Source organism: Paenibacillus sp. J22P165, assembly GCF_059692015.1.
On sequence record NZ_JCAUAP010000015.1, the window covers coordinates 1 to 26,172 of the forward strand.

Consider the following 26,172-nt stretch of genomic DNA (forward strand, 5'->3'; position numbering starts at 1 on the left):
ATTAGGCACGCCGCCAGCGTTCGTCCTGAGCCAGGATCAAACTCTCCATAATAGAAAGATGACTTGCTCATTTGAAGCTAGCGAGATTTTGCAATCTCTTTTATAGTCGATGACTCGACTGTGCTTACTCACTCGTTGTTCAGTTTTCAAAGATCAATTTCTTTCGTTCGCTACCGTGTTACCGAAGCAGCGAGAAGTAATATATCACAGATCGTTTCACCAATGCAAGTACTTTTTTTTCGATTGATGTCGGTGTCTGTCGAGAAGGCTATTTTACCTTATCTTATTATCAGAAAGCAAGTTCACTTGATGTTGCTTGTGTTTGTTTGCTTCCGAACAACGAGGACTAATGTACCATGCCTAGAAATCAATTACAACCCCTTTGGAAAAGTTGTACTATTGCAATTGTTTTGAATTGTTTATAGAAACATAATAAAGAACCTGCAGCCACAGGCTGCAGGCCTAACATACCCCGCCAGGCTGGTTACCTACTGGATGATAAAAGGCAAACCATCTTTCCAGCCGACCTCAACCTTGGAGAGATACCACGTTTTTCCCATGTCATTATTCCCTTGATAGAACAAGTACGTCCGCTCATCCTGATCTACAAACAGGAAAGGATGTCCAGATTCACTTGAATTCCAACTGCCTGGCTCCCCATTTGGCAATAGAGGTTCTTCAAACAACCGCTTCCACTGAATGCCATCTTCACTGATCGCACAACCGATTTGCTGAGGTGCATTGTTATAAGCCCCTGCATAGAACATGTAGAGCTTGCCCTCTCGTTTGCACATGGCGGCAGCCTCAATACAAGCGCCCTCCCATGCTAGCTCTGGCTTCAAAATGGTGTCTGTGCTAGCTTGTGTCCATGCCGACTTCCCATAATCAGAGTGAAGCGGAGCTGTTGCCACGCCTTGCATCTGAATCTCACCTTTCGGGTCACGCGTTGCATAGTAGAGAAATAACTTCTCGTCGTGAACGATCACATCTGCATCAATCGCTCTGCCATTGTTCCACGCCCCCGTTGGCGCATAGATCGGGTTCGTCGCATTCTTCGTGAAGATCAGCCCGTCCTCCGATACGGCATGGCAGATCGCATCCTTCGGAGAATTACCATACGTTTGATAAAATAAGTGCACACGACCTTCTAACACGATAGCGCCAGGCGCACAAATACCTTTAGCTTCACACGGCTGCTCGAGCGGGACTTCACCGATTTTGTTCCAATTCTCCAAATCCGTGCTTTCCGCAACACCGATTCCCCATCGGCCATCAATAAAGGGACCTCTTGAATAGTATAAGAAATACTTCCCCTTATAGAAAACAACCGCTGGATCTTTCGCATAAGGTATTCCTGCTGTCATGTCGGCAAACTTCATCATGATCATCTCTCCCATCCTCTTGTATACAGCTTACCGCTTCTCATGAATACATGAGAAGCGGTGCTAGCATCTTTGTTTAGTTTTGTTTGAATTTCCACATATCCTTCGCCAGGAATGCCGTATCTTTGTTCTCCTTATACCATTTCAAGTAGAACTCCTCTAGCTTGGCTCCGCCTGACTTCGTCCACAAATCTTTCGCGTCTGCAAAGGCTTGATCAATCGTGTACGTGGATCCCGACACAATTGCTTTGTTATAGAAGTCCGTTATTTTGCTCACATTCGTATTCACGATTTTGAGATCTTCCGGTAATGCTGGCATATGTTCATTAGCCGTAATTGGCGCAAATTTCACATCATCGCTAAGGTTGGCGATATTGTTTTGTTTAATTAGTTCGATGAATTCCTTCTGCAACGGCTGACTGGCATCCATCTGACTTGTTACACTGGCACAGGGCTCGATCTCGATCTGTTGCAGCAAAAGCTGGAAGTCAAGATTCCAAGATACTTCTTTACTAAACTGCGCCAAATCCTTAGGCCCATAACAGCCATTGGCTTTTTTGACAGAATCCGCTTCAGGCGTGCCGTAGCGAAGCATTTCCGCAGTCGCTTTGTCCGACATGAAGTCGATGTATTTCATCGCTGCCTGCGGATCTTTCGTTTTCGAATTAATAACCGTTGTCATTTGAACCGGATTATTGACCCCCACGGCAAAACGACCATACGTAGAAGCAGGGAGCTTAATGGATGAAACTTCGGCAGTCGGCACATTCTTTTTCAAAGGCTCATAATAGGTAGCATAGTTCGCAGGGTCAACCGTACGTCCGACAAAAATACCTGTCTTCCCGTTAATCCAATCTTGAACCGCTTTCTGACCATTTTTATCTGTTAAGAAATCCTTATCCGTAAGACCTGCGTCAAACAATTGTTTCTTGAAGGTCACTGCTGCTTTGGCTCTATCCCAATCATGAACTAGCTTTCCATCTTGCAGCACCCAACTCACATCCTGGAACATCGTGGAGATTGCACTGCCTGTTTCACCGCTCAGCGCGATACCATAGGTGTCCTTTTTGCCATTGCCATCGGGATCATTATTCGCAAACGCCTGTGCAACCTTGAATAGGTCTTCCACGGTTTCAGGCGCCTTCAGGCCTAGCTTCTTCAACCAGTCTTCACGAATAAAGAGTGCTTGAAAGCCAACGAGCTTCTGAACACGACCAAATTCATATTGCTTGCCATCCGATTTGGAACCCGCTTTTTTCAGCTCAGGGTACTTTTGCATGAGTGCCTTGTAGGTAGTGCTGTACTTTTGGATCAAATCATCAACGGGCATAATCTGTTTTTGCTGATAAAGCTGGTCTCTGAAATTGGTATCAAATTCATGAATCACGTCAGGCGCGCTGCCGGATGCAAATAAAATATTCAACTTCTGTACAGACTCTCCGCGAGGAATAGGTACATACTTGGCTTCGGCTGGTCCTGTTTCATTTACCCATTTGGTCCATCTGTTATTATCAATGGTGCCCATGCCTTGTGGAATGTTGCCGCGATCATAGAGCGTAACGGAAATGTTCCCCTTTTTTGCAGGTGCAGCTGTTCCTGCCGTTGTTCCCGATGGTGCAGCCGTAGATTCCGAGCCACTTTCTTTCGAGCAGGCAACCAATAAGCATCCACATGCCATTGTCAGCGTTACGAGTGTTACCATTTTCCGATTCCAAGTTTTCATCTTCCATTACCCCTCTTCTGAGTTTTATCCTTTAATAGCCCCGATCATGACGCCCTTAACAAAATGCCTTTGCAGCAATGGATAGATGATCATGATTGGAAACACCATGACAATAATGGCAGCGGAGTTCACTTCTTCTGGTGTTAATAAAATTTGATCTGCTGCATCTGAGCTATTCATTTGCGCTAGCATCGTTTGACTTTGAATCATTTGTTGAACCAAAACCGACAAGTTATATTTCGTTGTCTCATTGATGTAAATAAGGACATTAAAGAATGCGTTCCAGTAGCCCACACCGTAGAATAAGGCAAGTGTCGTAAGAACTGGCAGGGATAATGGCAGTACGATCCGCGTCAAGTATTTCCAATCGCCACAACCATCAATCCGAGCAGCATCATCCAGCTCGCTTGGAATGTTCTCCATGAAAGAGCGGAGTACGAGAAGATTAAAGGTACTGACAAGTCCCGGCAGCCATAAAGCCCAATACGTGTTCATTATGCCATAGGCTTTCACGGTCAAATAGGTTGGAATAAGTCCACCGCCGAATAGCATCGTAAAGACGATCGCGAACAAGTACCATTTTCTCCCGAAGAAGTAGGAACGCGTTAATGGATATGCCGCCAGTATGGTAAAAGCCATACTCAAGACAACTCCAACCCCTGTAATCTCTACGCTATTAAAAAAGGATTGTATAATGGGTGAGCCTGACATCAGCTGTTTATAGGATTCGAGCGAGAAGCCAATTGGATAAAAGGTTACCCAGCCTGATGCCACCGCATGCGTATCACTAATCGACAGCGATATGATGTGGAGCAAAGGGAATAAACACGCCAATGCTGCTATTGTTAATAAGCCATAAAATATGACGACTAATGTTCGTTCACCATATGAAGTTTGCATGTCGTCCTCCCCCTACCACAAGCCATTGCCGAATTTGCGAGCAATTCGATTCGTAACGAATACAAGAATCAAGCTGACCAAGGACTCAAATAGTCCGATTGCTGCTGTTAAACTGAATTGTGAGCCCATTAAACCAATTTTGTACACATAGGTAGAAATAACTTCGGATACATTGGAAACGGTTGAGTTTTGCAGCATAAAAATTTGATCAAAACCTACTTCCATGACACGCCCCATCGCCAGTATAAACATTAATACCACCGTTGAACTGATACCAGGCAGGGTTACATGCCATATCTGCTTCCATTTACTAGCGCCATCTAATCCAGCAGCCTCATATAGACTGCCATCAATACTACCCAGTGTAGCTAAGTAAACAATGGCACTAAATCCAGCTTCTTTCCAAATCCCAGAACCTACGAAAATAGAAAGCCATGAACCTTCATGATACAAGAATGCGTACGAGTGTCCGAATAGATACTGCCAAACACTATTTAGCATTCCACTTTGCTGTGAAAAGATGGTAACGATAATTCCCCCAACGATAATCCACGAGAAGAAATGGGGCAGGAACACGAGCGTTTGTACGAGACTTTTAAACCATTTGGAACGAACTTCATTTAACATAATCGCCAGAAGAATTGGAAAAGGAAAACCAATAAAGATCGACATCATACTGAGTAAAAGTGTATTTCTTATAATTTGAAGCGTAGCAGGTGTACTAAATAGAACCCGGAAGTTCTCAAGTCCAACCCAGGGACTGTGAAGAATACCATCTCCAAAATTGTAGTGTTTGAACGCCATGATACTACCGAACATCGGTACATATTTAAAAGCAATAAAGAAAAGGATAATCGGCGTAAACATGAGGTATAGTGGAATGTTGCGTTTCCAAGTTGCGCTGCCGATATGGTTCACCCCCACTGATGCGTCTGTGTCAGAATCTCCTGCAGGTTCGATCTGAACACAACCTCACTATACTTGGAGGGCCGTATCGCCACAATTTCCATTATTCGCACCATAAACATTTATGTAAATCTATACGAAAAAACCGCCCTTAGCTTTTGCAAAGGGACGGCTCGTCTTGCCTAACGGTCAATAAACAATTTCCGCGAGTTATCATTTTGGTAAATACGCTGTTTTTCCTAGGTAGCATGCTGCTTTCGGTACTCGCCTGGTGTGCTGCCTTCGGACTTTTTGAAGGTGCGGATAAAGGAAATCACCTGCAGATAACCGACTTGTTCACCAATCGACTGCACAGGTTCGGTCGTCTGAAGGAGCAACCGTTTAGCTTCTGTCATTCGAATATCGATCAGGTATTCAACGAAACGTTCACCTGTTTCCGCTTTAAATAACTTGCTCAGTACCCGTGAAGGAAGATCGAATTTCTCACTCAAATAATTGAGGGATAAATCCGGATTGCTATAATTTTGAAGCAAGTAAGCTTTAATCTCATCAATGCGGTTATGGTGCTCGTTGGCTAGCTGCCATTCCTGTATGGACTCAACCAAGGAACCCAGCAAATCTTGTAAGCCTACTTGGATATCTCCGATGAGATCTGTGGCAACCAGAGCGGTCCTCGCTTCAACATTGAGCCGAGTTACCCAATTGCGGGCGAGTTCTGGCGGCAGGTCTTCCATTTCTTTTTCCAAAGCGAAAAATAAATAGTGAATGATATCGAGTACCTTCTCCCGAGGAAGCAGCTCTGTTCTCATATCCACAAACAGTTCTTCCAAAATCCGCTGCCATTCCCCCTCCGCTGCTCGCACAGCTTTGACTAACGATCGAACGGATTGCAGTTGGCTGTAGATATCACTCTGTAGATGTGATTGCGTTTCTGTCGCATAGTAGACGTTGTTATAGCCACGGAGCGTCCTAAATTGCCCAGCTTTCAGCGCATCTTGATAGGAATGGCCAATTTCTTCGGCATCATTCCCTCTAGTCCCTACATAAATGGATATTGTAAATTTCAAATTCGTGGAAACCCAATTTTTGATTAATTGTGCCAGAGGTTCGATTGATGGGTAATCTTGTTCACCCTGTACATAGAGAATGGCACATAATTGATCCGCCTCTTTCCATTCGAACCAAACTGTTAACTCTTGGCTCTGAGCAATTTCTTGCAGCACACCATGAATAACAAACTTAAATAACGACTGGTCCCTGCTGGAGTATTTCGCTTGGAATTCTTGGTAGTTATCGATTTCAATAATCATCACAAGCGTGGAATGAAAACTCTGAGGAAGCTCTAATTGCACTGCTTCAGTCTCCCACTCCGCTTGATTCAGAGAGAAATTACCTTCTAATAGTTCATAAAACCAATATTTTTTGCGGATGGATAGATCCTCTTGATGCCGCAGTTCATATTGATTGGATTTCTCAACTAAATTATCCAGGGCTGAGGTAATAAACTGAAATTCGTCATGTTCGGACTTCTTCCCCATAGACAGACTTCTTTTCAATGCATAACGATCAATTCGAATCATAATCTCTTCAATCGGCTTGTAATTGCGATGGGTAATAAACATTAAGAACATGAGGCTAATCAAGATCGCACCAAACATCGGCAGGGTCCATGCACCAAAAAATACAGCTAATAAACTCCCTTGCTCCAACTTAGGCACCTTAACAGTGAGCTTCCAACCCGTATAGGAAGACGCAATAGTGCTAATCCCCCATGAATTCGGTTCAACATCCAATCCCACTTCAAGCTCTTTGAATGGTTGATCTTCAGCGCTCATCTCGATGGAATCTGCGGCATTCGCTTTAATGGATTGCAGCATGCCGATCAGTGATCCCAGTTTAATATTGATGACCACGACGCCATTGGGCACTGATGATGTGATGGGAACCTTTTTAACAAGAGAAAGCACCTTATCAGAACGTGCTTCCCCGATGAATTGATTGTACGAACGAGGGGCTGTCCATTGAACGCCCGCTTCCCCCTTAAAGGCAGCTTCCACAAAGGGAGCATCCGCAAATTGGTCAATTTTAAAAATGGAATTATCCGTAATCACTTCATTATTTGATTTCTTATAGATGTACACGTCACCGGCAAATGGGAACAACGTCTTGATGTTACTCAGCCTTTGCGAGATTTCATACGCCGCATACGGCGATACTGAATCATTACTGCTAAAATAACCCTTGATGGATTCATCGGTTAGCATCTGTTGGATGACGAAATTCTCGATTGTTTGAAACGAGGAGTCCACGACATTCATGACATGTGAAGCGAATACGTCATTCGTATTCTGAATGCGTTCTCTCGTCTCAACATTCCATTTGTAATAGAACACCATCATTAAGACCAACACGATAAAAAAGAAAAAAGGTACATATGAAAATAATAATCGGTAAAACCATTTCCTTTGCATGGTCTCCCCCTAATCGTCATTGCGAAGATAAGTTTAGTTTACTACATTGGGAGGGATTTGTACGAAGCCATAGTGTAAAATGTGTTGAGATACATATAAACGGATTTTAAATATGTCCAATGTTACGACAATACGTGTAATGGGTGTACCTGATACTTATGAAGAGGAAGAAGATAAGAAATTTAGAGAGTGGTCAAAAGGGGATTATTATCGGCTGTTGAGTTGAGACTGATGCCGTAGTCATTAGACGAGACAATTTTGTCACAAAAAGGGGACGTGCTTATCATGCATGTCCCCCTTTTCAGTACTACGCCGTCGGTGCCGGATGCATTTCCATCCGCCTGAGATCAATAATCATGTTACCACTTTTGAGTATATCTAAACCAATTAGTCCGTTAATATAATTCATATCATCGTGGAAAACGCCAAAATCAATACTGATATCATTTAAAATAAGGTTACCGAGCTGGACGTGATCTAACTGCTTTTGGAATGAAAACTCTTCTCCCCCAATACCAAAGCTTCTCACAAGCTTATCTCCGTTCTCGAATGCAATGCCGATTTCTGACACGATATCAGAAGAGAGGAGAGAATGGGCTGCACCAGTATCAATCACTAAATTGTTAATCGTCAAAAAGTTACCTTTATAGCAAATAGTCATAGAGGTTTGGAGTAAATGATGTGCATATTCAATCTGCATGTCGTCTACTCCGATATAAAGGGTTTTGTCTAATTTCAATGGTTATCTTCTCTTGACCGGTATGGTAGACGATGTTGTTGTCCCGGCACCTAAATAATTCTTTAGTTGCTTCATGCGGGTCTTGAATCGCTCTAACCAATGCAACTTCATCAACGTACTGAACATTATCCGCTGTATGGGAAGTAAGGATTTCAAGTAAAACGTATTGGTCAGGATAAATATTGCGAACTTCTTGCCATTGCATAGGAAACACACCTCGCTTACAGTGTTTTTTACTAAAAGTATACCATACTAAACGATCACTACAGCAATCTTAAAATACGCTACAGTGCGCAAAAAAGAGGGAGCTGCGCTCCCCCTCTTCTACAAAGGCACCACGTTGCGCCAACCGCGCAACGCTGTAATATCTTCCGCGCCCGCAGCCGCGTAAGCTTCACACACAAAGCCCGGGACTTCCGTGCCGTCCCGGAGCTCAACCTTGCCGATCCCGAGCGGAGCCGGGATCGCTGCCGCGAAGCCGCCGAATGCCTCAAGCGGCATCTCCCAAATCTCCAGCTGGATGGCCGCGCCACCCTGCTGTTGCTTGATCATCCCCGGCTTCGCAGGGGATGTCGGCAGCTTCACAAGGCTGTACTTCGCCGCGGATTCATCCTCCCGGATGAATCGCGCTCCGCAGCCTTGCATCTGTTTCTCCAGCGGGTAGCCACGCATGTGCAACCCGCACACCGCCACCAGCGTCGTCGGCGCTGGAAGTGAAGGTGTGGTTACAGGTATGATGTCGCCTGCCACAAACAACTCCGCCGCCCCACAGATCAATCCCTCTTCCTCCGCCACAGCGAAGAGTGTAATCCCAAAAGGCGTCTCCGGCGCAGCGTCGCCCGCAGGCACAGCAACCGCGCACAAATCCAGCAGGTTGCAATGGTTCGTATAGCGACCCATATCGCGATTCGTGCTGATCGGGTCCGCAAGAACTTGCTCACGCGTCCACGTGCCACCGCAGGTTGGCATCACAAGCACAGCATCCTGAAGTAACTTTCGAGCTTCCAGCTTATACTGTTGAAGCTTATGCATCGCAACAAATACAGATGCTGCATCATACTCGGCAGCTGCGCCTGAGCGTAATATCTTCTCCGTCACGGGATATGCTACGCCAGGATTCGCTTCGATAAACGGCCCAATATCGGCCCAGCGTTCAGCCACCCAAGGACCTTCATATAAAATCGCCGCAGCTTGCGCGAATAGTTCAACATCTACCTCAACAATCGAAATCCCCTCACGGCGGCTAACCTCACGCACCTGCTCAACGGCGCGCAGCCACGCTTCACGATACTCCGCAGCGTAAGGCCCATAGAAGCCTAACTCGCCTTTAGGCAAGCAAACTCGACTAGGCAATCCCGCCGGCTTCCGCACCACGTCGCGGGACCAAGGATCTTCAGCGTGGACACCCCGCGCCACGCTGTCTACGACAAGTGCATCCGCTAGGGAATGCGCGAAGACCGTGACACAGTCGAGGCTCGCACAGGCTGGCACGACCCCTTTGGTCGGCCACGCGCCGAGACTCGGCTTATAGCCGACTAGGCGATTCAGTGCTGCCGGCACACGGCCGGAACCTGCTGTATCGGTGCCAAGTGAGAAAACCACTTGGCCACGGGCTACACTGACGGCTGAGCCAGAGCTCGAGCCGCCGCTGATCAGTTCAGGACGCAAGGCGTTATGCGCGTCCCCGTAAGGGCTGCGAGCGCCGACTAAGCCTGTCGCGAACTGATCGAGGTTCGTTTTGCCTACTGGAATGGCGCCTGCCGCAATTAATCTCTCCACGACACCCGCATGCTCATCTGGCGTAAACGCATATTCTGCGCAAGCTGCAGTCGTCGGAACACCCTTTAGATCAATGTTATCTTTGATCGCAAACGGAATCCCCCACAGAGGCGCATCTGCCCTCGAGAGAGAGGACAGACGATCCAAGTACGGCTGAATCGCATCCATAGAAGGCGGCGTTATCCAAATATTCATATCCGCATCCGCGATCGAACGCTCTACAATGGTCGCCATAACCTCCTGTGGAGATAATGTGCCCGCTTCATACTTTTCACGCAAGTACGCTATCGTTAACTCTTTTGCTACTGTAATGCCCATAGCCCCTTCACCTCTCCCTTACGCAGATTGTGCGATACCTAGAATAAGTTGCCCAGCATGCACCTGATCGCCCGGCTTCACACCAACCATCGACACATATCCATCACAAGGCGCGTGCTGTGGGAACTCCATTTTCATACTTTCGAGGATGGCCAGTTGGTCGCCTTTCTTCACTTGCTCACCGGGAGATACCAACACTTTCCAAACACTGCCTGGCATAATACCGCGTACCGCAATCGTTCCTGCAGGCAGCTCATCCTCTGGCGCAGCATCCCCTGTCTCCTGCTCGGAGACATATTCAGCAAGTCCTTTCGCCTTCCAGCTCTCACGCTCCTCATTGAACGCTACGCGCTGCTCAGCACGGAATGTTTCTGCACTCTCTTCTATAGAACTTAAAAATTGCAGATACTCCCCTAAATCAAACGTCGTCTCCTGAATATCAGCCTCATAACGACCGCGAGGGAAATCCTCACGCAGTTGCAGGAGCTCTTCCGCACTCACTTCATAGAACTGGATTTGATCAAAAAATCTCAACAACCAAGGCTTACCCGTCTGAAAGCTCTCCGTTGAGCGCAGACGATTCCACATTTGAATCGTACGTCCTACGAACTGATATCCGCCTGGACCTTCCATTCCATACACACACATGTATGCTCCACCGATACCTACGGCATTTTCTGGTGTCCATGTACGAGCTGGATTATATTTCGTTGTGACTAGACGATGACGAGGATCAACCGGCGTTGCTACTGGAGCCCCTAAATACACATCACCTAACCCCAGTACGAGGTAGTTGGCTTCATATACGATTTTCTTCACTTCATCTATAGTGTCTAGGCCGTTAATCCGTTGAATGAACTCAATATTGCTCGGGCACCAAGGTGCATCTGGCCGGACGCCTTGTTGATAGCGCTCGATCGCAAGCTGCGTTGAAGGATCATCCCATGACAAGGGCAAGCGCACAATACGCGATGGTACACGGAACTGTTCTAAAGGAGGGAGAGCAGCGTCGATCTCGACGACCTTACGGCAAGCTTCTGTCACCGTAATTTGCGATGGATCAATATGAATTTGTAAAGAGCGGATCCCCGGAGTCAGATCAAGCACTGGAATGGAACCACTTTCCACGATTGCCTGCATCAATGCCTGCACTTGGAAGCGAAGCAGTAAATCTAGCTCAAGCTCACCGTATTCGACGAGCAAGTTTTGGTCTCCACAGCAACGGATCGTGATTGGGAAGCGACGGTTCTCTACTTCATGGAAAAGTCGCGGATACTCCGGCGTAATCTCCTCATTTACATCAGGCAACTGCACGTGTACCAATTGGTCAAAATGTCCCTCGCCAATCGCACGCAGGTTACTCTCTTGCAGATCACGCAATGCCTCGGCTTCAGGAAGCGTCAGCAGGTGGAAACGGATCGAGTCACCAGGGTGTAATTGACCTAGCTTCCAGAACTCGGCTGACGCCGTCGTCACCGGACATACGAAACCTCCAAGACTTGGTCCATCTGGTCCAAGCAGAATGGGCATATCACCAGTCAAATCCAACGTACCAATCGCGTAAGCATTATCGTGAATATTGGAAGGGTGAAGTCCCGCTTCTCCGCCATCTTCCCGCGTCCATAGCGGAGCTGGCCCTTTCAAGCGAACACCAGTTCGCGATGAGTTAAAATGCACTTCCCAGCTCGTTTCTGTCAGTTGATCCAGATACTCCGTCCGCAAAAACTCCCCTGTACAATGCGGTCCAGGAACGACCCCAATCGTCCACTCGCGTGTCATGCCAGGGCGATGATCTTGAGCTAATTCATAAACGTCTTGCACACGGTTGTCGCCGCCTTTATTCACACCAAGCACGTCTCCCGTGCGAAGCGCACGTCCCCCGTGACCCCCGAAGCCGCCCAGCGTAAACGTGGACGAACTGCCAAGTAGCTTCGGCATATCCAGCCCGCCGCCAATGAGCAAATACGTGCGCATGCCTTCTTTGGCTTCACCAAAGCTCAGCAATTGCCCTTTTGTCGCATAGACAGGTCGATACGTCGCAACTGTCTCTCCGTCCAGCTCTGCCTGCATATCCGCCCCAGTCACGCAGAACCACATGTCGCTGCGGAACTTGTAGGAGCCACCACGCAGGGTCATTTCTAATCCGGGAGCATCATCTGCATTACCAAGCAACTTGTTCCCAATGCGGAAGGATAGCGGATCCATCGGTCCACAAGGCGGCACACCGACATCCCAATGGCGAATACGGCCTGGGAAGTCTTGCACGGTTGTTTGAATGCCGCCATCGACGACTTCCAGTGCACGCTCTGTAGGTTCAAATGTATTCAGCAATTGCGTATATACATTGCCGCTCAGACAAGCTTCTTCTTGCAGAAGTGCACGTACATACTGTAGGTTCGTTGTTATCCCATACATGCGCGTTTCAGCCAGCGCTTCCACTAATTTATGGATCGCGTCTAAGCGGTCCTTGCCGTGAACAATGATTTTAGCCAGCATCGGGTCATAGAGTGTCGTTACGGTCAGACCATCGCGAACCCATGTCTCATTACGTGCTTCACTAGAGAAAACAGCGCGATCCAACTGCCCTGCACTCGGTCGAAACTGTTGGAGACAGTCCTCCGCGTAAATCCGCGCTTGGATACTGTGGCCTTGCGGCTTGCGGATCAACGACCCTAGATCATCCAGTTCCAACGCCGCTTCACGTACCATCCACTCCACCAAGTCAATGCCGAGTACTTCCTCCGTCACACCATGCTCCACTTGAAGGCGCGTGTTCACTTCCAAGAAGTAAAACTCACACGTTTCTGGATCGTAGAGATACTCAACGGTGCCTGCACTGCGGTAACCAACTTCTGCTGCCAAACGTTTCGCCGAAGCGAACATCGCCTCACGTACTTCGTCCGATAAGTTCGGAGCTGGGCTTTCTTCAATAACCTTTTGATTACGGCGTTGGATGGAGCAATCGCGCTCCCCCAAAGTTACAACCTCCCCTAAGGAGTTGCCGAAAATCTGTACTTCAACGTGACGAGCACGGGCAATATATTTCTCGAGGAACATGCCTCCGTTTTTGAAATTCGTTTCGGCCAAATGGCGTACACCATCGTAGGCAGAGCGCAGCGTGGCTTCATCTGCACAAACACGCATGCCGATACCCCCGCCGCCTGCTGTACTTTTCAAAATAACGGGGTAACCAATACGTGCTGCTTCCGTCAAAGCTTCTTCTAATTCAGTGATTAGAGGAGTACCTGGCAGCATCGGCACGCCTGCTCTTTCGGCAATCTCACGTGCGGAATGCTTCAGTCCGAACATCTCCATTTGCTCCGGCGTCGGTCCGATGAATACAATGCCATGTTCGCGACATGCGCGGGCAAAATCCGCATTTTCACTCAAGAAGCCATACCCAGGATGGATCGCTTGCGCACCAGTTTCGAGCGCCGTTTGGAGAATGAGTTCTGTATTCAAGTAACTCGACTTCGCTGGCCCCTCACCGATCAGAACGGCCTCATCGGCTCCATCCACATGTAAACTATCTTGATCTGCAGCCGTATAAACAGCCACGGATTGAACTCCCATTTTGCGCAATGTACGTTCGATACGTACAGCGATCGCTCCACGGTTCGCAATTAGCACTTTTGTAAACATCGTAACCACTCCTTCACATTTATGTTCGTTATTTATCCCAGATGAGCACCTGTATCGGCGTCGGGTTATAGGCATTACATGGATTGTTAAGCTGTGGACAATTGCTGATCAATGCCATCGTGCTGGCAATGGACTGCATTTCAACATAACAGCCAGGCGCGGACACGCCATCATCGAATTTCAAACCACCATCCGGAGTCACAGGTACATTCATAAAGAAATTAATGTTTGGCGCTAAATCCCGTTTCGTATATACACCGTCTTGCCCAGCTAGCTGCAGCATGAACGTATCGCGACAATTGTGCATCGACAATTTATCGTGTGAGTAACGCACGGTATTGCTCTGCGCCGAGCACGAGCCACCGACCGTATCATGACGGCCGCAGGTGTCAGCTACGATTTTCAGCATTTCCTTGCCCGACTCCGCTCTTAGGATGGAACCTGTGCTCAAGTAAATATTGCTTTGACCTGTGATCGTCGCCACTGCACTGTAGTGATCCTCTGGATTTTCCGCATCATAGAACAATGTGTCTGCTGCCTGATTGCCTTCCAGATCCACGATCCGCATCACTTGCCCTGGCTTCAGAACACGCATCCAGCCATCTCCCGCCTGAATCACTTCACTATATATCGCATCCTCCACTAGACGAGGGCTTTCCACTCGATTAAATACAGCCATATTCCCAGCCTCCTCCGATTAGTTAGTTCTATTAAGAACCTAGCAGTGTGTGATATTCCCATGTATTTTCATAAGCTCGGCGATTCTCCGGGCGATAATTCAAGCAAAAATCATCTTCATTGACAGGTGGTGCTGCTAGCACTTCGATTTTGATAGGCACGGATGGATAACTCGCTCTTGGATCAAGTGGATTCGGTGTGTTGGACAAAACGACTAGTGTGTCCAGCTCTGTACGCAAAGTCACCGTTGCCCCTGCTGGGCAATGCCCCAGACTCAACCGCATATCCCCATTCTCATCCACGACCACTTTGGAAAAGAGATTCACCACCGGCATCATATCCCGCATGCTCAGGCCGTTGCGAACCAACTCAACCGCGAAGTTCTCTTGACCGCTCCGTAGCCAATCGTTACGCAGCTCTTGGTAATTCGTCGTTCCGTACTTGGCATCTGTTGCTGCACGACTTGTGTATCCGCTAAGTGGGTCATGCCAGCCTAAGCTGTCTTCCACGATACTCACCATCGCACGGCCGTTATCGCTCATCAGTACATTCCCACGAGTCAAATGCGCCGTATGCTGTGCCTTGAGCGTATCCGGCATATTGTAACGCTCCGTCAGATCCTTCGCGTGGTAGAACTGGATTGACACATTCGCACCCGCTTCCAGCGCAGTCAAACGAATCAACTTCCCTTTGCCAATCGTCCCTGACCATTTATCCCCTGGTCCGATGTCCTTGCTCCAAATGTTCCCCATGCTATCGCTCTCCTTCGCTTTTTTGCTTAAACAAAAAGGGAGACATCACAAGACCATTGTCTTGGTGATATCTCCCAGGTTTTTATCCTTCCGTGGCACTCTCTCACAAGAGTGGTTTACTCTCGGACCAGCCCGGAACGTTACCGGCGGAACCCTAGTAAACAATCGTATTCGTTTGTGTTACTAAACATAACATCGTTGATGATACGTGTCAATAACTTCTAATTATTTTAGTTTATATACGTAAAATACTTCTCATAACCCCAACTATGTGTTATATTAACTTACACAAACAACGAATATCTAACATCATAAATGAAATGGTTAACCACCTTATATAAAAGTCATGAAACATGACATACAAAGTTTTCTAGGGTTCCGCGGGCAGCCTAATTCCCGGCCTGGACCAAGAGGAGACGCACAGCTAAACACTGTGTTCACGGAGGGATAAAAGCCCGGGAGATATCTGTAACCTAGATATCACCTTGGCTTTTTTGCATATAAAAACCTCTTCTGTGTTCACATAAATCACTGATGAGGGAGTGTTATCGCTATGACCACTGAAGGCACACTACGTAAATCCCTAAGCCTGTACCAAGTTGTTTATATGGGACTCGCTTGGATGACTCCTATGATTTATTTTTCCATCTACGGAATCGCTTATGAGAATGCACATGGTATGTTAACGCAAGCCTACCTGCTCGCCTTCATCGCTATTTTCTTCACCGCGTACAGCTATGGTGTGATGTCGAAGGTTTTTCCGACTTCGGGTTCCGCCTACACGTACACCAAAAAAAGCATCCATCCCTATCTAGGGTTTCTCGTCGGCTGGGTCTTGCTCCTGGACTATTTCTTCTCCCCTATTATCGCGTGCCTAACCTTCGGCATCTATCTGCATGCTCAGTTCCCGTCCATTCCTGCTTATGTGTGGATCATCGGACTTAACATCGTCCTCGGTCTCATTAATATCATCGGCATCAAATTCTCTGCAAATATCAGCAAATTGTTCGTCTGGATTCAGATTATTTTCATCGCGGTATTCTGTTTCTTTCTGTTCCGTAACTTATCTGGTGTTGGTGAGATTCATCCACTACAACCTTTTCTGCAAACCGATGTGCCTTTCTCTACCATTCTTGCTGGCGCCTCCATTATATGCTTCTCTTTCTTAGGCTTTGATACAGTGACAACGATGGCGGAAGAAACGGTCAACTCTGAGAAAACCATCCCGCGCGCTATCATGATCATCATTATTACAGCCAGCGTTCTTTACTTAGTACCCTCTTTTCTAACGCAGCTCGTATATCCGCATTTAACTTTTGTTCATATCGATTCTGCCGGCTTTGAAATTGTCAAAATGGTTGGCGGCGCCGCATTAAGCTCCGTATTCCTCACTGTTTTGATTCTTGCGATCTTCACACAAGGATTATCGTCCGTTACCAGCGTATCACGCCTCCTATTCGTGTTGGGGCGAGATAACGTGCTGCCAAAGCGAGTGTTCGCGTTCCTTCATCCGAAGTTCAATACACCGGTTTTCAACATTGTAATCGTTAGCGTCGTTTCGTTGCTCGCACTCGTGATCTCCCTAGATAATGCTGTGAAATTCGTTAATTTCGGCGCCCTTACCGCTTTCTTCTTCGTAAACGTATCTGTCATTGCGCAAAAGTATATGAAAGAACGCCAACGCTCGCCAAAGCAAACAATCTTGTATCTGGTGCTTCCGTTGCTAGGTGCCGGATTCATCGGCTATCTACTGTCACTGTTGGATAAAGACGCGTTATGGATGGGTGTAACATGGCTACTGATCGGGGTGGTGTACCATCTCGTTCAAAAGCGTACCTCACAAATGAAGAACTCTACGTCAGTAGTGACTGAGCGTTTGCCAGGAAGTGCACAGCCCGCTGGCACATTGAAGTAATTGGTAGTGACAGCAGCAATAATACAACATAAAAACAGTTGGAGTGAGTTGACTCCGACTGTTTTTTTCTATTGTGATAAAACACTTCGAATGAAATGTGGTTACAACAAAAAAAAATGAATCGATAAAACTTTGTTTCCCTATTGCAACTTTTTCGGATATGGATAATAATATAAGAAATAAATGTTTCCCGAAGTCAACAATTGTGGGCTTGTACAAGTTTGAAGTATCGCATGAGAAAAAAAGTGAAAGATTGGGGAGGACATAACGAAATGAATGTGATGACTATAAAAAGCTTTTGGAAGAAGAGTGCCGCCGTTGCTTTAGTAGGCGTTTTATTGACCGTAACCGCTTGTGGTACCACTGGGAAATCGCCAACTTCAACGGAGAAGGAGATTAAAGTCACCACAACAATAGGGATGATTACGGACATCGTCCAGAATGTTGGTTCGACACATGTCAAAGTAACGGGGCTCATGAATGCTGGTGTGGATCCTCATTTGTATAAAGCTTCCCAAGGCGATATTAAAAAGTTAGATGATGCCCAAATTATTTTCTATAATGGTCTGCACCTAGAAGGTAAAATGGTTGAGATTCTAGAGAAAATGGGTAAAGAAAAGCCAACCGTTGCCGTATCGGAAAAAATCGATCGTAAAGTATTGCGCTCCGGTGCCGAGATGGCAACAGAATACGATCCGCACATCTGGTTTAATGTGAAGCTGTGGATGAAAGCAACGGAGCAAGTCCGTGATTCTCTCATCGCGTTAGATCCTGCTCACAAGGAAGATTACACCAAAAATGCTGCCGCTTATTTAGTGAAGCTTGAAGAAATAGATCGCTATGCGACTGAGCAAATTGCTTTAATTCCTGAGGCATCCCGTGTGCTCGTAACAGCTCATGATGCTTTCGGTTACTTCGGGGACGCTTACCACATTCAAGTGAAAGGTCTTCAAGGGATCAGTACAGCGTCGGAATACGGATCTAAAGATGTAAGTCAGTTAAGAGATTTCTTAGTCGAGAAAAAAATCAAAGCTGTATTCGTTGAATCCAGTGTGCCTAAGAAATCCATTGAAGCGGTTATCCAAGGCGCTAAGGAAAAAGGTCACCAGATCCAAATCGGGGGAGAATTGTTCTCTGATGCTATGGGTACAACTGGAACACCCGAAGGTACTTATGTGGGGATGGTTCGTCATAATGTAGATACCATTGTCAAGGCGCTCAAATAGACGTGAAGCAAAGAACGGATTGAAATCGAATCGTATTGGAGGAATAACAATGAAACATGCTCCACTAACCATACACAACATGACTGTCGCTTATCATAAAAAACCTGTTTTGGAACAAGTCTCCTTAACGATCCCTGAAGGTAAACTAATCGGCATTGTGGGGCCGAACGGCGCAGGAAAGTCAACCTTAATTAAAGCAGCGCTTGGTTTGATTCCTAGCCTCTCAGGTGAAGTGAAGATATATGGAAAGCCCTATAAGGAACAGCGCAAGCTTGTTGGATATGTGCCGCAAAGGGAATCCGTCGATTGGGATTTCCCAACGAATGCGCTTGATGTTGTAACCATGGGCAGATATGGGCATTTAGGCTGGTTCCGTAGACCGGGAAATAAAGAAAAACAAATCGCCATGTCTTGTTTAGAGAAAGTAGGGATGGCTGACTTCGCAGACCGACAAATCAGTCAACTGTCCGGCGGACAGCAGCAACGTATTTTCTTAGCCAGAGCACTCGCTCAGGATGCCAGCTTATATTTCATGGATGAACCCTTCGTAGGCGTAGATGCCGCTACCGAAAAAGCGATCATCACCCTGCTCGGTGAGTTGAAGAAACAAGGAAAGACCGTACTCGTTGTTCATCATGATTTATCAACCGTTAAAGAATATTTTGATTGGGTGATTTTGCTCAATGTAGGCCTTGTGGATATCGGTCCGACCGATGAAGTATTTACGAAGGAGAAATTACAACAAACGTATGGCGGTAAACTTGCCATCTGGGATCGGGAAGATACCGAAAAGCAAATAGGATAAAGAGGTGAGCTACATGTTGGATTCATTGCTTCACTTATGGTTAGATCCGAATGCGCGATGGATATTACTCGGATGCTCATTACTCGGACTAAGCAGCGGAGTGTTAGGCAGTTTTGCTTATTTACGTAAACAATCGTTAATGGGCGATGCGCTATCGCATGCAGCTCTGCCAGGTGTGTGCGTGGCTTTTATGATCACAGGCTCCAAATCTATTCTTTTCTTCCTCATCGGAGCAGCTGTAGCCGGCCTACTTGCAACGCTAAGCATTGGATGGATTACGCGATATTCCAAAATCAAGAATGACTCGGCGTTAGGTATTGTATTATCCGTTTTTTTCGGGGTAGGCATCGTATTGTTGACGCAGATTCAGCATAGTTCAAGCGGTAATCAAAGTGGTTTGGATAAATTTCTATTCGGTCAAGCGGCATCCATGATTCACTCTGATGTTATGACAATGGCCATTATTTCTTTTTTATTAGTTGGTGTGTGTACATTATTCTTTAAGGAATTTAAATTATTGAGCTTTGACCCCGGCTATGCGAGAGGTTTAGGGTTTCCTGTAGGGATCCTGGATCATTTCATGATGTTTCTCATTGTCGTTGCCGTCGTTGTCGGCATCCAAGCGGTAGGCGTCGTCTTAATGGCAGCACTATTAATTACACCTGCTGTTGCAGCTAGATATTGGACTGAAAAATTAGGGTTAATGGTCATCTTATCTGGCCTATTCGGAGCATTTAGCGGATTCGTGGGGACTTATTTAAGTACAATGGGCAGCAACTTGCCTACAGGTCCACTCAGTGTGCTCGCGGCTACGCTGGTATTCGTCTTCTCTCTCTTTTTTGCTCCAAAACGAGGGCTTCTCATTAAAATGATTAGACAGTCGTCGATGAAACAAAAGATTCAAAATAGTTCCGAGCCAGAGCACTACGTCAAGGCAAAAGAGGTGAGTCCTGTTGAATGATTTCTGGATTATTCTCACCGCCGCACTTGTCGCTGCCTCTTGTTCCTTAGTTGGCTGCTTCCTTGTCCTGCGTAAAATGGCCATGATTGGTGATGCCATCAGCCATTCCGTACTTCCGGGTATCGTTATCGCTTTTCTGATTAGCGGTTCTAGGGGTTCAATCTTTATGCTGATCGGCGCTGCAGTAATTGGACTCATTACGGTATTCTTAATCCAACTTTTCCAACAAAGCGGTGTGCAGTCAGATGCTTCTATCGGTGTCGTGTTCACGGCCATGTTCTCCATTGGCGTTGTGCTTGTCAGTTTGTATACGAGACAAATCGATCTAGATTTGGACTGTGTGCTTTATGGCGAAATCGCCTATGTGCCGTGGAACACGATTGAAGTTGGGGGTATAAGTATCGGACCCAAAGCTGTCTGGGCGGTTGGTTTTGCGCTCATACTGAGCAGTCTTGTCATCGGCATCTTTTATAAACAGTTCAAACTCTGTTCGTTCGATCCGGCTCTTGCTGCTGCAGTGGGCATTCCGGTCTTACTATTCCACTATCTATTGATGGGCTTAGTGTCGATCACGACGGTAGCTTCTTTTGAAAGTGTGGGTGCCATTCTAGTTGTGGGTATGCTAATCGTACCTGCAGCGACTGCCTATCTGTTAACTGAAAAACTTAGTGTCATGATCATGCTGAGCATGGCTGTCGGAGTTATCTCCTCCGTAATTGGCTATTATGTCGCCTACTTACTGGACGCTTCCATTGCTGGCTGTATGATTAGTGTGGCAGGTGTAATGTTCGCACTCGCTTTCCTCTTATCACCAACCAACGGACTCATCATCCGTAAAATTCGTCAAAAGCGTGGATTGTCTAGGATGACACCAGAATCCGCTTAGTTCATGGAACAACAAAGAAACCACTTCCAATTTCGTACTTGGTTGTGGTTTCTTTGTTATAAAGCGCCCTTAACGTTCCTTACTTCCGATCAGCCGGGAACACCAGCCCAATCTGTCTCCGCGCCTCATCCATAATAGCCATCGCCGCACTGGAATTCGCATGCGAGTTCGTCGGAGACTCTAGTTCGCCCGTTTTGATCAGTCGACTAAACTCTTCCGCCTCGTAGCGCATCGTTCTCACACTTTGCTCCTGTGTTAAATCCTCGACAGAACCGTCGCGGTAACGAATTTGCACCTTCTCAGGTTGGTTAATCTTATCGATAACCATCGTCGCCAGTTCGCCTTGGATTTCAGCGGGCAGGTAGGAGCTTGCGATTTTGGAGTGCTGAATGACAGCATCCATCTCTGGGTAGCTAAGCAGCAGGCTCCCTTCACCATCAACGCCGGATTCCAGCATCACTGCATTTGCCTGAACTTTATCCGGCGCACCAAACAATACAACCAACGGATAGATGCAATACACACCTAGGTCCATCATGGACCCATTGGAGAACTCAGGATTGAACGCATTCAGCACAGTCCCCTGCTTGTAGGCGTCATATCTAGATGAATATTGGCAATAGCCAGCAAAATAACGTCTTACCTTCCCAATCTTATCTAAATTTTCTTGCACGACTTTAAAATTAGGCATCAGCGTCGATTTCAACGCCTCCATGAACACAACTTTGTGACTGCGTGCCGCTTCAATCATGGCAGCCAATTCAACGCTGTTGGAAGCCGCAGGTTTTTCACAAATGACATGCTTGCCGTGCTTCATACAGTGAACCGCATACTCTGCATGCAAGGAATTCGGGCTAGCAATATAAACAGCATCGAACGCATCACTTTGTGCAAATGCCGTTAAGTCTGTAAATTGATGTGCGATGCCAAATTTCCCAGCAAATTCAGCCGCTTTATCTCCCGTACGGGAGTAAACAGCTGTCACTTCGAACTCTCCTGTTTCGAGCGCCGCGTGTATGAATTCCTCTGTGATCCAGTTCGTACCAATAACTGCAAATCGTATCATCTTCCCCATGGCTCCTTCAATCTAGCTATATTCTCTGACCTCTACCCTATCAAATTCAACCTCCAAATTCAATTGTCATTACGATGCTGCCTCTTTTGAACTCACTGAAACTTCCCGTAGTGCTTGATCTTCACTTTCGTTTGACAATGAATCTCAACTTCGGGATAGACCTCACGCCAGTCCATCGCTTTCCATTCTTTATATGGAATGATATTCTTCACAGCGTTTCCTATCCCAAGACTATCCACATTATGCTTTTGCATATCCTTTACCATCATCTCCATGGACTCGGTAATTTTCTTTGCAATTTTAGCTTCAAGTTTATTCCGATCCTCTTCCTTACTGATCTTCAAATCTCCCCTATACTCCAGAATAGAACCACTTACTGAGATCTGAAAATTCACTGTAAACGCGCCCGATCCACCCTGTGTTACGCGAACTCTTCTTTTACTAATCAGCGAATCGAATAATGCAAGCTCTTTCACTTCATTTTCTTGACTTAGTACCATTGGCAAAGAACCTAACTTGAAATTTTTGTTCAGCATAGCAAAATAAATCGCATCCTGCGCAGCTACCTTAGTCAGATAACGATCGTCTCGAAATAAAGCAATCCCATCAATTTTCACATGTTCGCCAATATCCTTAATGATGGGAGCAACAGGATCAATACCATCATCATAATAATCTCTTGTAAAATCATATAAACTGACCTTCGGAATACTCTGAAATTTCGATTCTGATTCCATCATTCTGTCAATATACTGTGCAGTTCGCAGGTAATTGCTGTAGGTTTTGATTAATAAGTCATTCGCATTGCCATCCACAACGGTTACTCTGACTCGCGGTGAAACGGAAGGATCTCTCACCAGGGTATCAATATCGTCCCAAAATCCTCGCCGTGCGAGTGACGAACCGAACAAGATATTACGCATCTGGCCGCTCACTAAAACTAATTGACTCTGCCTAGCAAGGTCTACCTTGGCTCCTTTACTACTATCCGTAACGGTCGTCAAAATTTCCCTTGGCTTTAAGCCTTCACCTACAGCTAGAGGAATGCTATTGGTCACCTTAAGCATCCCCCCGGGCATTAAATCGAAACTTGTCGTATGGGTTAAACCAATCTTCTCTAAGATTCGCTGGTCATTCCCACAGCCTGTGATCGTCATCAGTAGCATACAAGCAATTAGACATAGATACCGAGCCTTAAGCAAGCTGTTTTCGCCACCTTTGAATAGAGAGAATGCCAATTAAGCCGAGCGGAAGAAGAAATGTATAGGCAATATTGAAATAAGTAGCAATAAACAACCATTTACCAACCTCATCCAGCACACTTGGAATGAACGAAATTAGATACGTGATACCCATCATAAATAGCGCGATCCGTTCAATTTTGCTATTTTTGAATACCTGCTGTATACACAAACTTGCTGCCCAATGATACATCACAATGGTAATGAGAACCCTGAGGAGTAGAAAGCTAAAGAGGATATTCTCTGCTCTCTCAATAAAGGGAAATTTAATATAAGCGAGCAAATCAATGAAGGGAAACATAATTAACTTTAACTGCTGTAAGCTGTAGAAGCCGAAGCAAATCAGAGTCACACCCAAATAAATCAAAAAACTAAACACATTAGCTAGTTGGACACTTGTGAAGAATCGCGTTTTCGGCTGAACATAAGGAAATAACAGCAGGCACAACTCAAACCCTAAGAAAGAACCAAATAGATTAAAGGCACCCAACCAGTATTCTTTCCCCTCTTTAAATAAATAGTGCGTATACCTCGACAGTTTCAAATCGTTATAAAATGTAAATTCCAAAAGCACCATCCACATCACCAAAAAGAAAAATACAGTGCTGGCTTTAGAAATTGCGTAAACACCTTTGACAGTCAATAGATACGCAAGCAGCGTAATGAAGAACATGAAAATCATTGGGTTTGCTGTCGGGAATGCTGTAACCTGAAAAATGAGAACGTACTGCTTAGCAACTAAACTAGCTGTAAATGACCAAGTAAACGCCAAAATGATATAGATCGGATAAATGACCCATTTAGGCAGGTAATTTTCAAAAATAACAAAAATACTTGCTCCCTTCCCCATCTTCCATACAATCCACATTAGATAAATATTGAATGCGACGATTGCCGCAATAACAACTAACATGAGCCAACCGTTATAGCCAAAGTACTCAGCTGCAATACGCGGTAAAGCAAAGATCCCCACACCAACTTGGATCATATGGATCAAAATAAAGATATGGAAACCATTCAGCTTCTCATTCACGCCCGGATCATCCTTATTTTCTCATTTTATTCTTCTTGGGATTGGCTGTTCTCACTTGATCTGGCCGTGACGTCAGTGTAGAGAATGGACCACGAATGAAAACATCCTTCCAATCTGCCCATTTCGTAGGTGCAAAAGGTGATAGATAGGATGTCCCTAGGCTTGTCAATCCGCATAAATGGATCACAATGAAGGCAATTCCCAACATCAGCCCAAAGTTCCCCCATATTCCGGCTAGTAGTATTAAACCAAAGCGGATAAGACGAATCGATGCACTCATCACATAACTTGGAATGACAAAGGACGAAATCGCTGATGAAGCCACTGCAATGATGAGAATATTACTCGTCAGTCCCGCTTGAACAGCGGCTTGACCGATAACGATACCGCCAACGATACCGATGGTTTGTCCGATTTTGGTCGGCAAGCGCGCCCCTGCTTCCCGCAGCAGCTCTATCGTCACTTCCATTAACATCGCTTCAATCACCGGGGGAAAAGGCACCTTACTTCTCGATTCTCTTAACGTTAAAATCAACGCCTCCGGAATCATCTCATAATGATACGTAGTCACAGATACATAGATAGCAGTAAACGTAATGGTAATCACGAAAGCGATAAACCGCAGCATCCTCGTAGCAGTCCCAATCGACCATCTCTGATAATAGTCATCCGCCGAAGAGAAGAAGTCAAAGAAAGCCGTCGGAGCGACGACCACTGCCGGACTCCCATCTACAATTGCTAGAATGCGGCCTCCCACCAGCTTGGAAACAGCCGTATCCGGACGCTCTGTAATGAGGAATTGCGGGAATAATGAATACGGAAAATCATCGATATACTGAGAGAACATATTGCCATCATAGACAGCATCAATTTCAATCCCACGAATACGCCGAACAAATTCATCAACGAGTTCCATATTCGCAATGCCCTTAATATAAAGGACAAATACGACGGTTTTGGTGACTTCACCGACTTCTAGCTTAACCACCTTTAAATGTGAGCTTCTCACCCGTCTCCGCACCAAAGAGAGATTGATACCAGCTGTTTCTGTAAACGAATCATGCGGCCCTGTAATAACCGTCTCCGTTTCAGACTGCTGCACACTCCTTGATTCAGGACCATAGGCAAAGAATAGATATACCTTTTCGCGATGAAAGATAGCCGCTTGCCCAGACAATATAGCAAGGACAATTATTTTGGGATCAACCGCTACTTCAAATTGTGTTTGCTCCAAAATGGTGTTTAAACCATCCGTTTGCGCATTCGATATGGGATCCATGACTTCTCTGGACAATTGCAAGTGATCAACCATATGAGGAATATAAATAATATCAACTTGGATACTGGGTATGTGGCGATGAAAAACATCAATACAATCCTCAAATTGCTCCAGAATATGAGCTAGAGATACCGATTCATTTGTATTAGCGGACTCCGTTAACACGGGCACCTCAAATCCTCTAGGCTCTCTGTTTACTTGCCGTGAGAAGGAAAACAGTAAACGATCCCATATGGTCATGCATAATCCCCCCCCACCTAGAGCTTTCTTTTATTCTGAGCAGTTATGGTTAAAATAATCCATTTTGCCCAAAAGTTGCGCTTTGGTACTTAACCTGACACGCATATTGACACGAAACTAAATGGTTTCGTATAATGAGAAATGTAACCAAAAGGTTTCGCGTTGACGAGTCCGATGAAAACATGATTTTGCGGGAAAACTAGGTGGATACGCTTCAAAAC

The 26,172-nt window shown here is 45.9% G+C and carries 20 protein-coding genes and 2 riboswitches; of the genes, 5 read left to right on the top strand and 15 right to left on the bottom strand.

Going from position 1 to position 26,172, the window contains the following annotated elements:
* Positions 1–488: 488 nt before the first annotated feature.
* The 11 genes from AC58QM_RS29710 to AC58QM_RS29760 all read right to left on the bottom strand — a co-directional run bounded on the left by AC58QM_RS29710 (position 489) and on the right by AC58QM_RS29760 (position 15,290).
* Positions 489–1,382 (bottom strand): family 43 glycosylhydrolase, encoded by an 894-nt coding sequence (locus tag AC58QM_RS29710; protein WP_497288387.1) that lies wholly within the window; start codon positions 1,380–1,382, stop codon positions 489–491.
* A gap of 76 nt (positions 1,383–1,458) precedes the next feature.
* Complete coding sequence (locus AC58QM_RS29715) at positions 1,459–3,105, bottom strand: extracellular solute-binding protein (RefSeq protein WP_497288388.1); 1,647 nt, start codon at positions 3,103–3,105, stop codon at positions 1,459–1,461.
* A gap of 24 nt (positions 3,106–3,129) precedes the next feature.
* Positions 3,130–4,005, bottom strand: coding sequence for a carbohydrate ABC transporter permease (locus AC58QM_RS29720; RefSeq protein ID WP_497288389.1), 876 nt, complete (start codon positions 4,003–4,005; stop codon positions 3,130–3,132).
* A 12-nt stretch (positions 4,006–4,017) separates the two neighbouring features.
* Positions 4,018–4,872: an ABC transporter permease gene (locus AC58QM_RS29725; protein WP_497288486.1), complete on the bottom strand. Its 855-nt coding sequence runs from the start codon at positions 4,870–4,872 to the stop codon at positions 4,018–4,020.
* Positions 4,873–5,150: 278 nt separating this feature from the next.
* Positions 5,151–7,382, bottom strand: a complete 2,232-nt coding sequence (locus AC58QM_RS29730; RefSeq protein WP_497288390.1) for an AraC family transcriptional regulator — start codon at positions 7,380–7,382, stop codon at positions 5,151–5,153.
* Positions 7,383–7,689: 307 nt separating this feature from the next.
* A complete protein-coding gene (locus AC58QM_RS29735; RefSeq protein ID WP_497288391.1) occupies positions 7,690–8,082 on the bottom strand; it encodes a retropepsin-like aspartic protease in 393 nt (130 codons plus the stop codon).
* On the bottom strand, positions 8,072–8,326 hold the full coding sequence (locus tag AC58QM_RS29740) for a hypothetical protein (protein WP_497288392.1): 255 nt from the start codon (positions 8,324–8,326) through the stop codon (positions 8,072–8,074). The genes AC58QM_RS29735 and AC58QM_RS29740 overlap by 11 nt, the downstream gene beginning before the upstream one ends.
* Positions 8,327–8,445: 119 nt before the next feature.
* Entirely contained in the window at positions 8,446–10,218 is a 1,773-nt protein-coding gene (atzF, locus tag AC58QM_RS29745) for an allophanate hydrolase (RefSeq protein ID WP_497288393.1), read from the bottom strand.
* An 18-nt stretch (positions 10,219–10,236) separates the two neighbouring features.
* Positions 10,237–13,860: an urea carboxylase gene (gene uca / locus AC58QM_RS29750; protein WP_497288394.1), complete on the bottom strand. Its 3,624-nt coding sequence runs from the start codon at positions 13,858–13,860 to the stop codon at positions 10,237–10,239.
* A 28-nt stretch (positions 13,861–13,888) separates the two neighbouring features.
* Positions 13,889–14,539 carry an urea amidolyase associated protein UAAP2 gene (locus AC58QM_RS29755; protein WP_497288395.1) on the bottom strand — a complete coding sequence of 217 codons (651 nt, stop codon included), beginning with the start codon at positions 14,537–14,539 and terminating at the stop codon, positions 13,889–13,891.
* Positions 14,540–14,570: 31 nt separating this feature from the next.
* Positions 14,571–15,290 carry an urea amidolyase associated protein UAAP1 gene (locus AC58QM_RS29760; protein WP_497288396.1) on the bottom strand — a complete coding sequence of 240 codons (720 nt, stop codon included), beginning with the start codon at positions 15,288–15,290 and terminating at the stop codon, positions 14,571–14,573.
* 69 nt (positions 15,291–15,359) lie between these two features.
* A riboswitch (guanidine-I (ykkC/yxkD leader) is annotated at positions 15,360–15,459 on the bottom strand.
* Between the two features lie 190 nt (positions 15,460–15,649).
* A riboswitch (guanidine-I (ykkC/yxkD leader) is annotated at positions 15,650–15,754 on the top strand.
* A gap of 89 nt (positions 15,755–15,843) precedes the next feature.
* On the opposite strand from AC58QM_RS29760, the gene AC58QM_RS29765 reads away from it, so the two are divergent.
* From AC58QM_RS29765 to AC58QM_RS29785, 5 genes are all read left to right on the top strand, one after another.
* On the top strand, positions 15,844–17,205 hold the full coding sequence (locus AC58QM_RS29765) for an APC family permease (protein WP_497288397.1): 1,362 nt from the start codon (positions 15,844–15,846) through the stop codon (positions 17,203–17,205).
* 272 nt (positions 17,206–17,477) lie between these two features.
* Entirely contained in the window at positions 17,478–18,431 is a 954-nt protein-coding gene (locus AC58QM_RS29770) for a metal ABC transporter solute-binding protein, Zn/Mn family (RefSeq protein WP_497288398.1), read from the top strand.
* Between the two features lie 49 nt (positions 18,432–18,480).
* Positions 18,481–19,236: a metal ABC transporter ATP-binding protein gene (locus tag AC58QM_RS29775; RefSeq protein ID WP_310502894.1), complete on the top strand. Its 756-nt coding sequence runs from the start codon at positions 18,481–18,483 to the stop codon at positions 19,234–19,236.
* A 13-nt stretch (positions 19,237–19,249) separates the two neighbouring features.
* Positions 19,250–20,197: a metal ABC transporter permease gene (locus AC58QM_RS29780; protein WP_497288399.1), complete on the top strand. Its 948-nt coding sequence runs from the start codon at positions 19,250–19,252 to the stop codon at positions 20,195–20,197.
* The gene (locus AC58QM_RS29785) at positions 20,190–21,083 is read left to right on the top strand and encodes a metal ABC transporter permease (RefSeq protein ID WP_497288400.1); all 894 of its coding nucleotides are present in this window, start codon (positions 20,190–20,192) and stop codon (positions 21,081–21,083) included. The genes AC58QM_RS29780 and AC58QM_RS29785 overlap by 8 nt, the downstream gene beginning before the upstream one ends.
* A gap of 79 nt (positions 21,084–21,162) precedes the next feature.
* On the opposite strand, the gene AC58QM_RS29790 is transcribed toward AC58QM_RS29785, so the two are convergent.
* From AC58QM_RS29790 to AC58QM_RS29805, 4 genes are all read right to left on the bottom strand, one after another.
* Positions 21,163–22,149 carry a Gfo/Idh/MocA family protein gene (locus AC58QM_RS29790; protein WP_497288401.1) on the bottom strand — a complete coding sequence of 329 codons (987 nt, stop codon included), beginning with the start codon at positions 22,147–22,149 and terminating at the stop codon, positions 21,163–21,165.
* Between the two features lie 101 nt (positions 22,150–22,250).
* Positions 22,251–23,360 carry a Ger(x)C family spore germination protein gene (locus AC58QM_RS29795; protein ID WP_497288402.1) on the bottom strand — a complete coding sequence of 370 codons (1,110 nt, stop codon included), beginning with the start codon at positions 23,358–23,360 and terminating at the stop codon, positions 22,251–22,253.
* Positions 23,353–24,432, bottom strand: coding sequence for a GerAB/ArcD/ProY family transporter (locus AC58QM_RS29800; protein ID WP_497288403.1), 1,080 nt, complete (start codon positions 24,430–24,432; stop codon positions 23,353–23,355). The genes AC58QM_RS29795 and AC58QM_RS29800 overlap by 8 nt, the downstream gene beginning before the upstream one ends.
* Before the next feature lie 13 nt (positions 24,433–24,445).
* Positions 24,446–25,951 (bottom strand): spore germination protein, encoded by a 1,506-nt coding sequence (locus tag AC58QM_RS29805; RefSeq protein ID WP_497288404.1) that lies wholly within the window; start codon positions 25,949–25,951, stop codon positions 24,446–24,448.
* Between the last annotated feature and the right edge of the window lie 221 nt (positions 25,952–26,172).

Bases quoted from the DNA above. Each gene is read 5' to 3' on its own strand.
- AC58QM_RS29725 (WP_497288486.1), bottom strand. From the start codon at position 4,872: ATGTTTACGCCGATTATCCTTTTCTTTATTGCTTTTAAATATGTACCG.
- AC58QM_RS29775 (WP_310502894.1), top strand. From the start codon at position 18,481: ATGAAACATGCTCCACTAACCATACACAACATGACTGTCGCTTATCAT.
- AC58QM_RS29720 (WP_497288389.1), bottom strand. From the start codon at position 4,005: ATGCAAACTTCATATGGTGAACGAACATTAGTCGTCATATTTTATGGC.
- AC58QM_RS29805 (WP_497288404.1), bottom strand. From the start codon at position 25,951: ATGACCATATGGGATCGTTTACTGTTTTCCTTCTCACGGCAAGTAAAC.
- AC58QM_RS29740 (WP_497288392.1), bottom strand. From the start codon at position 8,326: ATGCAATGGCAAGAAGTTCGCAATATTTATCCTGACCAATACGTTTTA.
- AC58QM_RS29715 (WP_497288388.1), bottom strand. From the start codon at position 3,105: ATGAAAACTTGGAATCGGAAAATGGTAACACTCGTAACGCTGACAATG.
- AC58QM_RS29765 (WP_497288397.1), top strand. From the start codon at position 15,844: ATGACCACTGAAGGCACACTACGTAAATCCCTAAGCCTGTACCAAGTT.
- AC58QM_RS29730 (WP_497288390.1), bottom strand. From the start codon at position 7,382: ATGCAAAGGAAATGGTTTTACCGATTATTATTTTCATATGTACCTTTT.
- AC58QM_RS29760 (WP_497288396.1), bottom strand. From the start codon at position 15,290: ATGGGGAACATTTGGAGCAAGGACATCGGACCAGGGGATAAATGGTCA.
- atzF (WP_497288393.1), bottom strand. From the start codon at position 10,218: ATGGGCATTACAGTAGCAAAAGAGTTAACGATAGCGTACTTGCGTGAA.
- AC58QM_RS29770 (WP_497288398.1), top strand. From the start codon at position 17,478: ATGAATGTGATGACTATAAAAAGCTTTTGGAAGAAGAGTGCCGCCGTT.
- AC58QM_RS29710 (WP_497288387.1), bottom strand. From the start codon at position 1,382: ATGATGAAGTTTGCCGACATGACAGCAGGAATACCTTATGCGAAAGAT.
- AC58QM_RS29780 (WP_497288399.1), top strand. From the start codon at position 19,250: ATGTTGGATTCATTGCTTCACTTATGGTTAGATCCGAATGCGCGATGG.
- AC58QM_RS29755 (WP_497288395.1), bottom strand. From the start codon at position 14,539: ATGGCTGTATTTAATCGAGTGGAAAGCCCTCGTCTAGTGGAGGATGCG.
- AC58QM_RS29790 (WP_497288401.1), bottom strand. From the start codon at position 22,149: ATGATACGATTTGCAGTTATTGGTACGAACTGGATCACAGAGGAATTC.
- AC58QM_RS29735 (WP_497288391.1), bottom strand. From the start codon at position 8,082: ATGCAGATTGAATATGCACATCATTTACTCCAAACCTCTATGACTATT.
- uca (WP_497288394.1), bottom strand. From the start codon at position 13,860: ATGTTTACAAAAGTGCTAATTGCGAACCGTGGAGCGATCGCTGTACGT.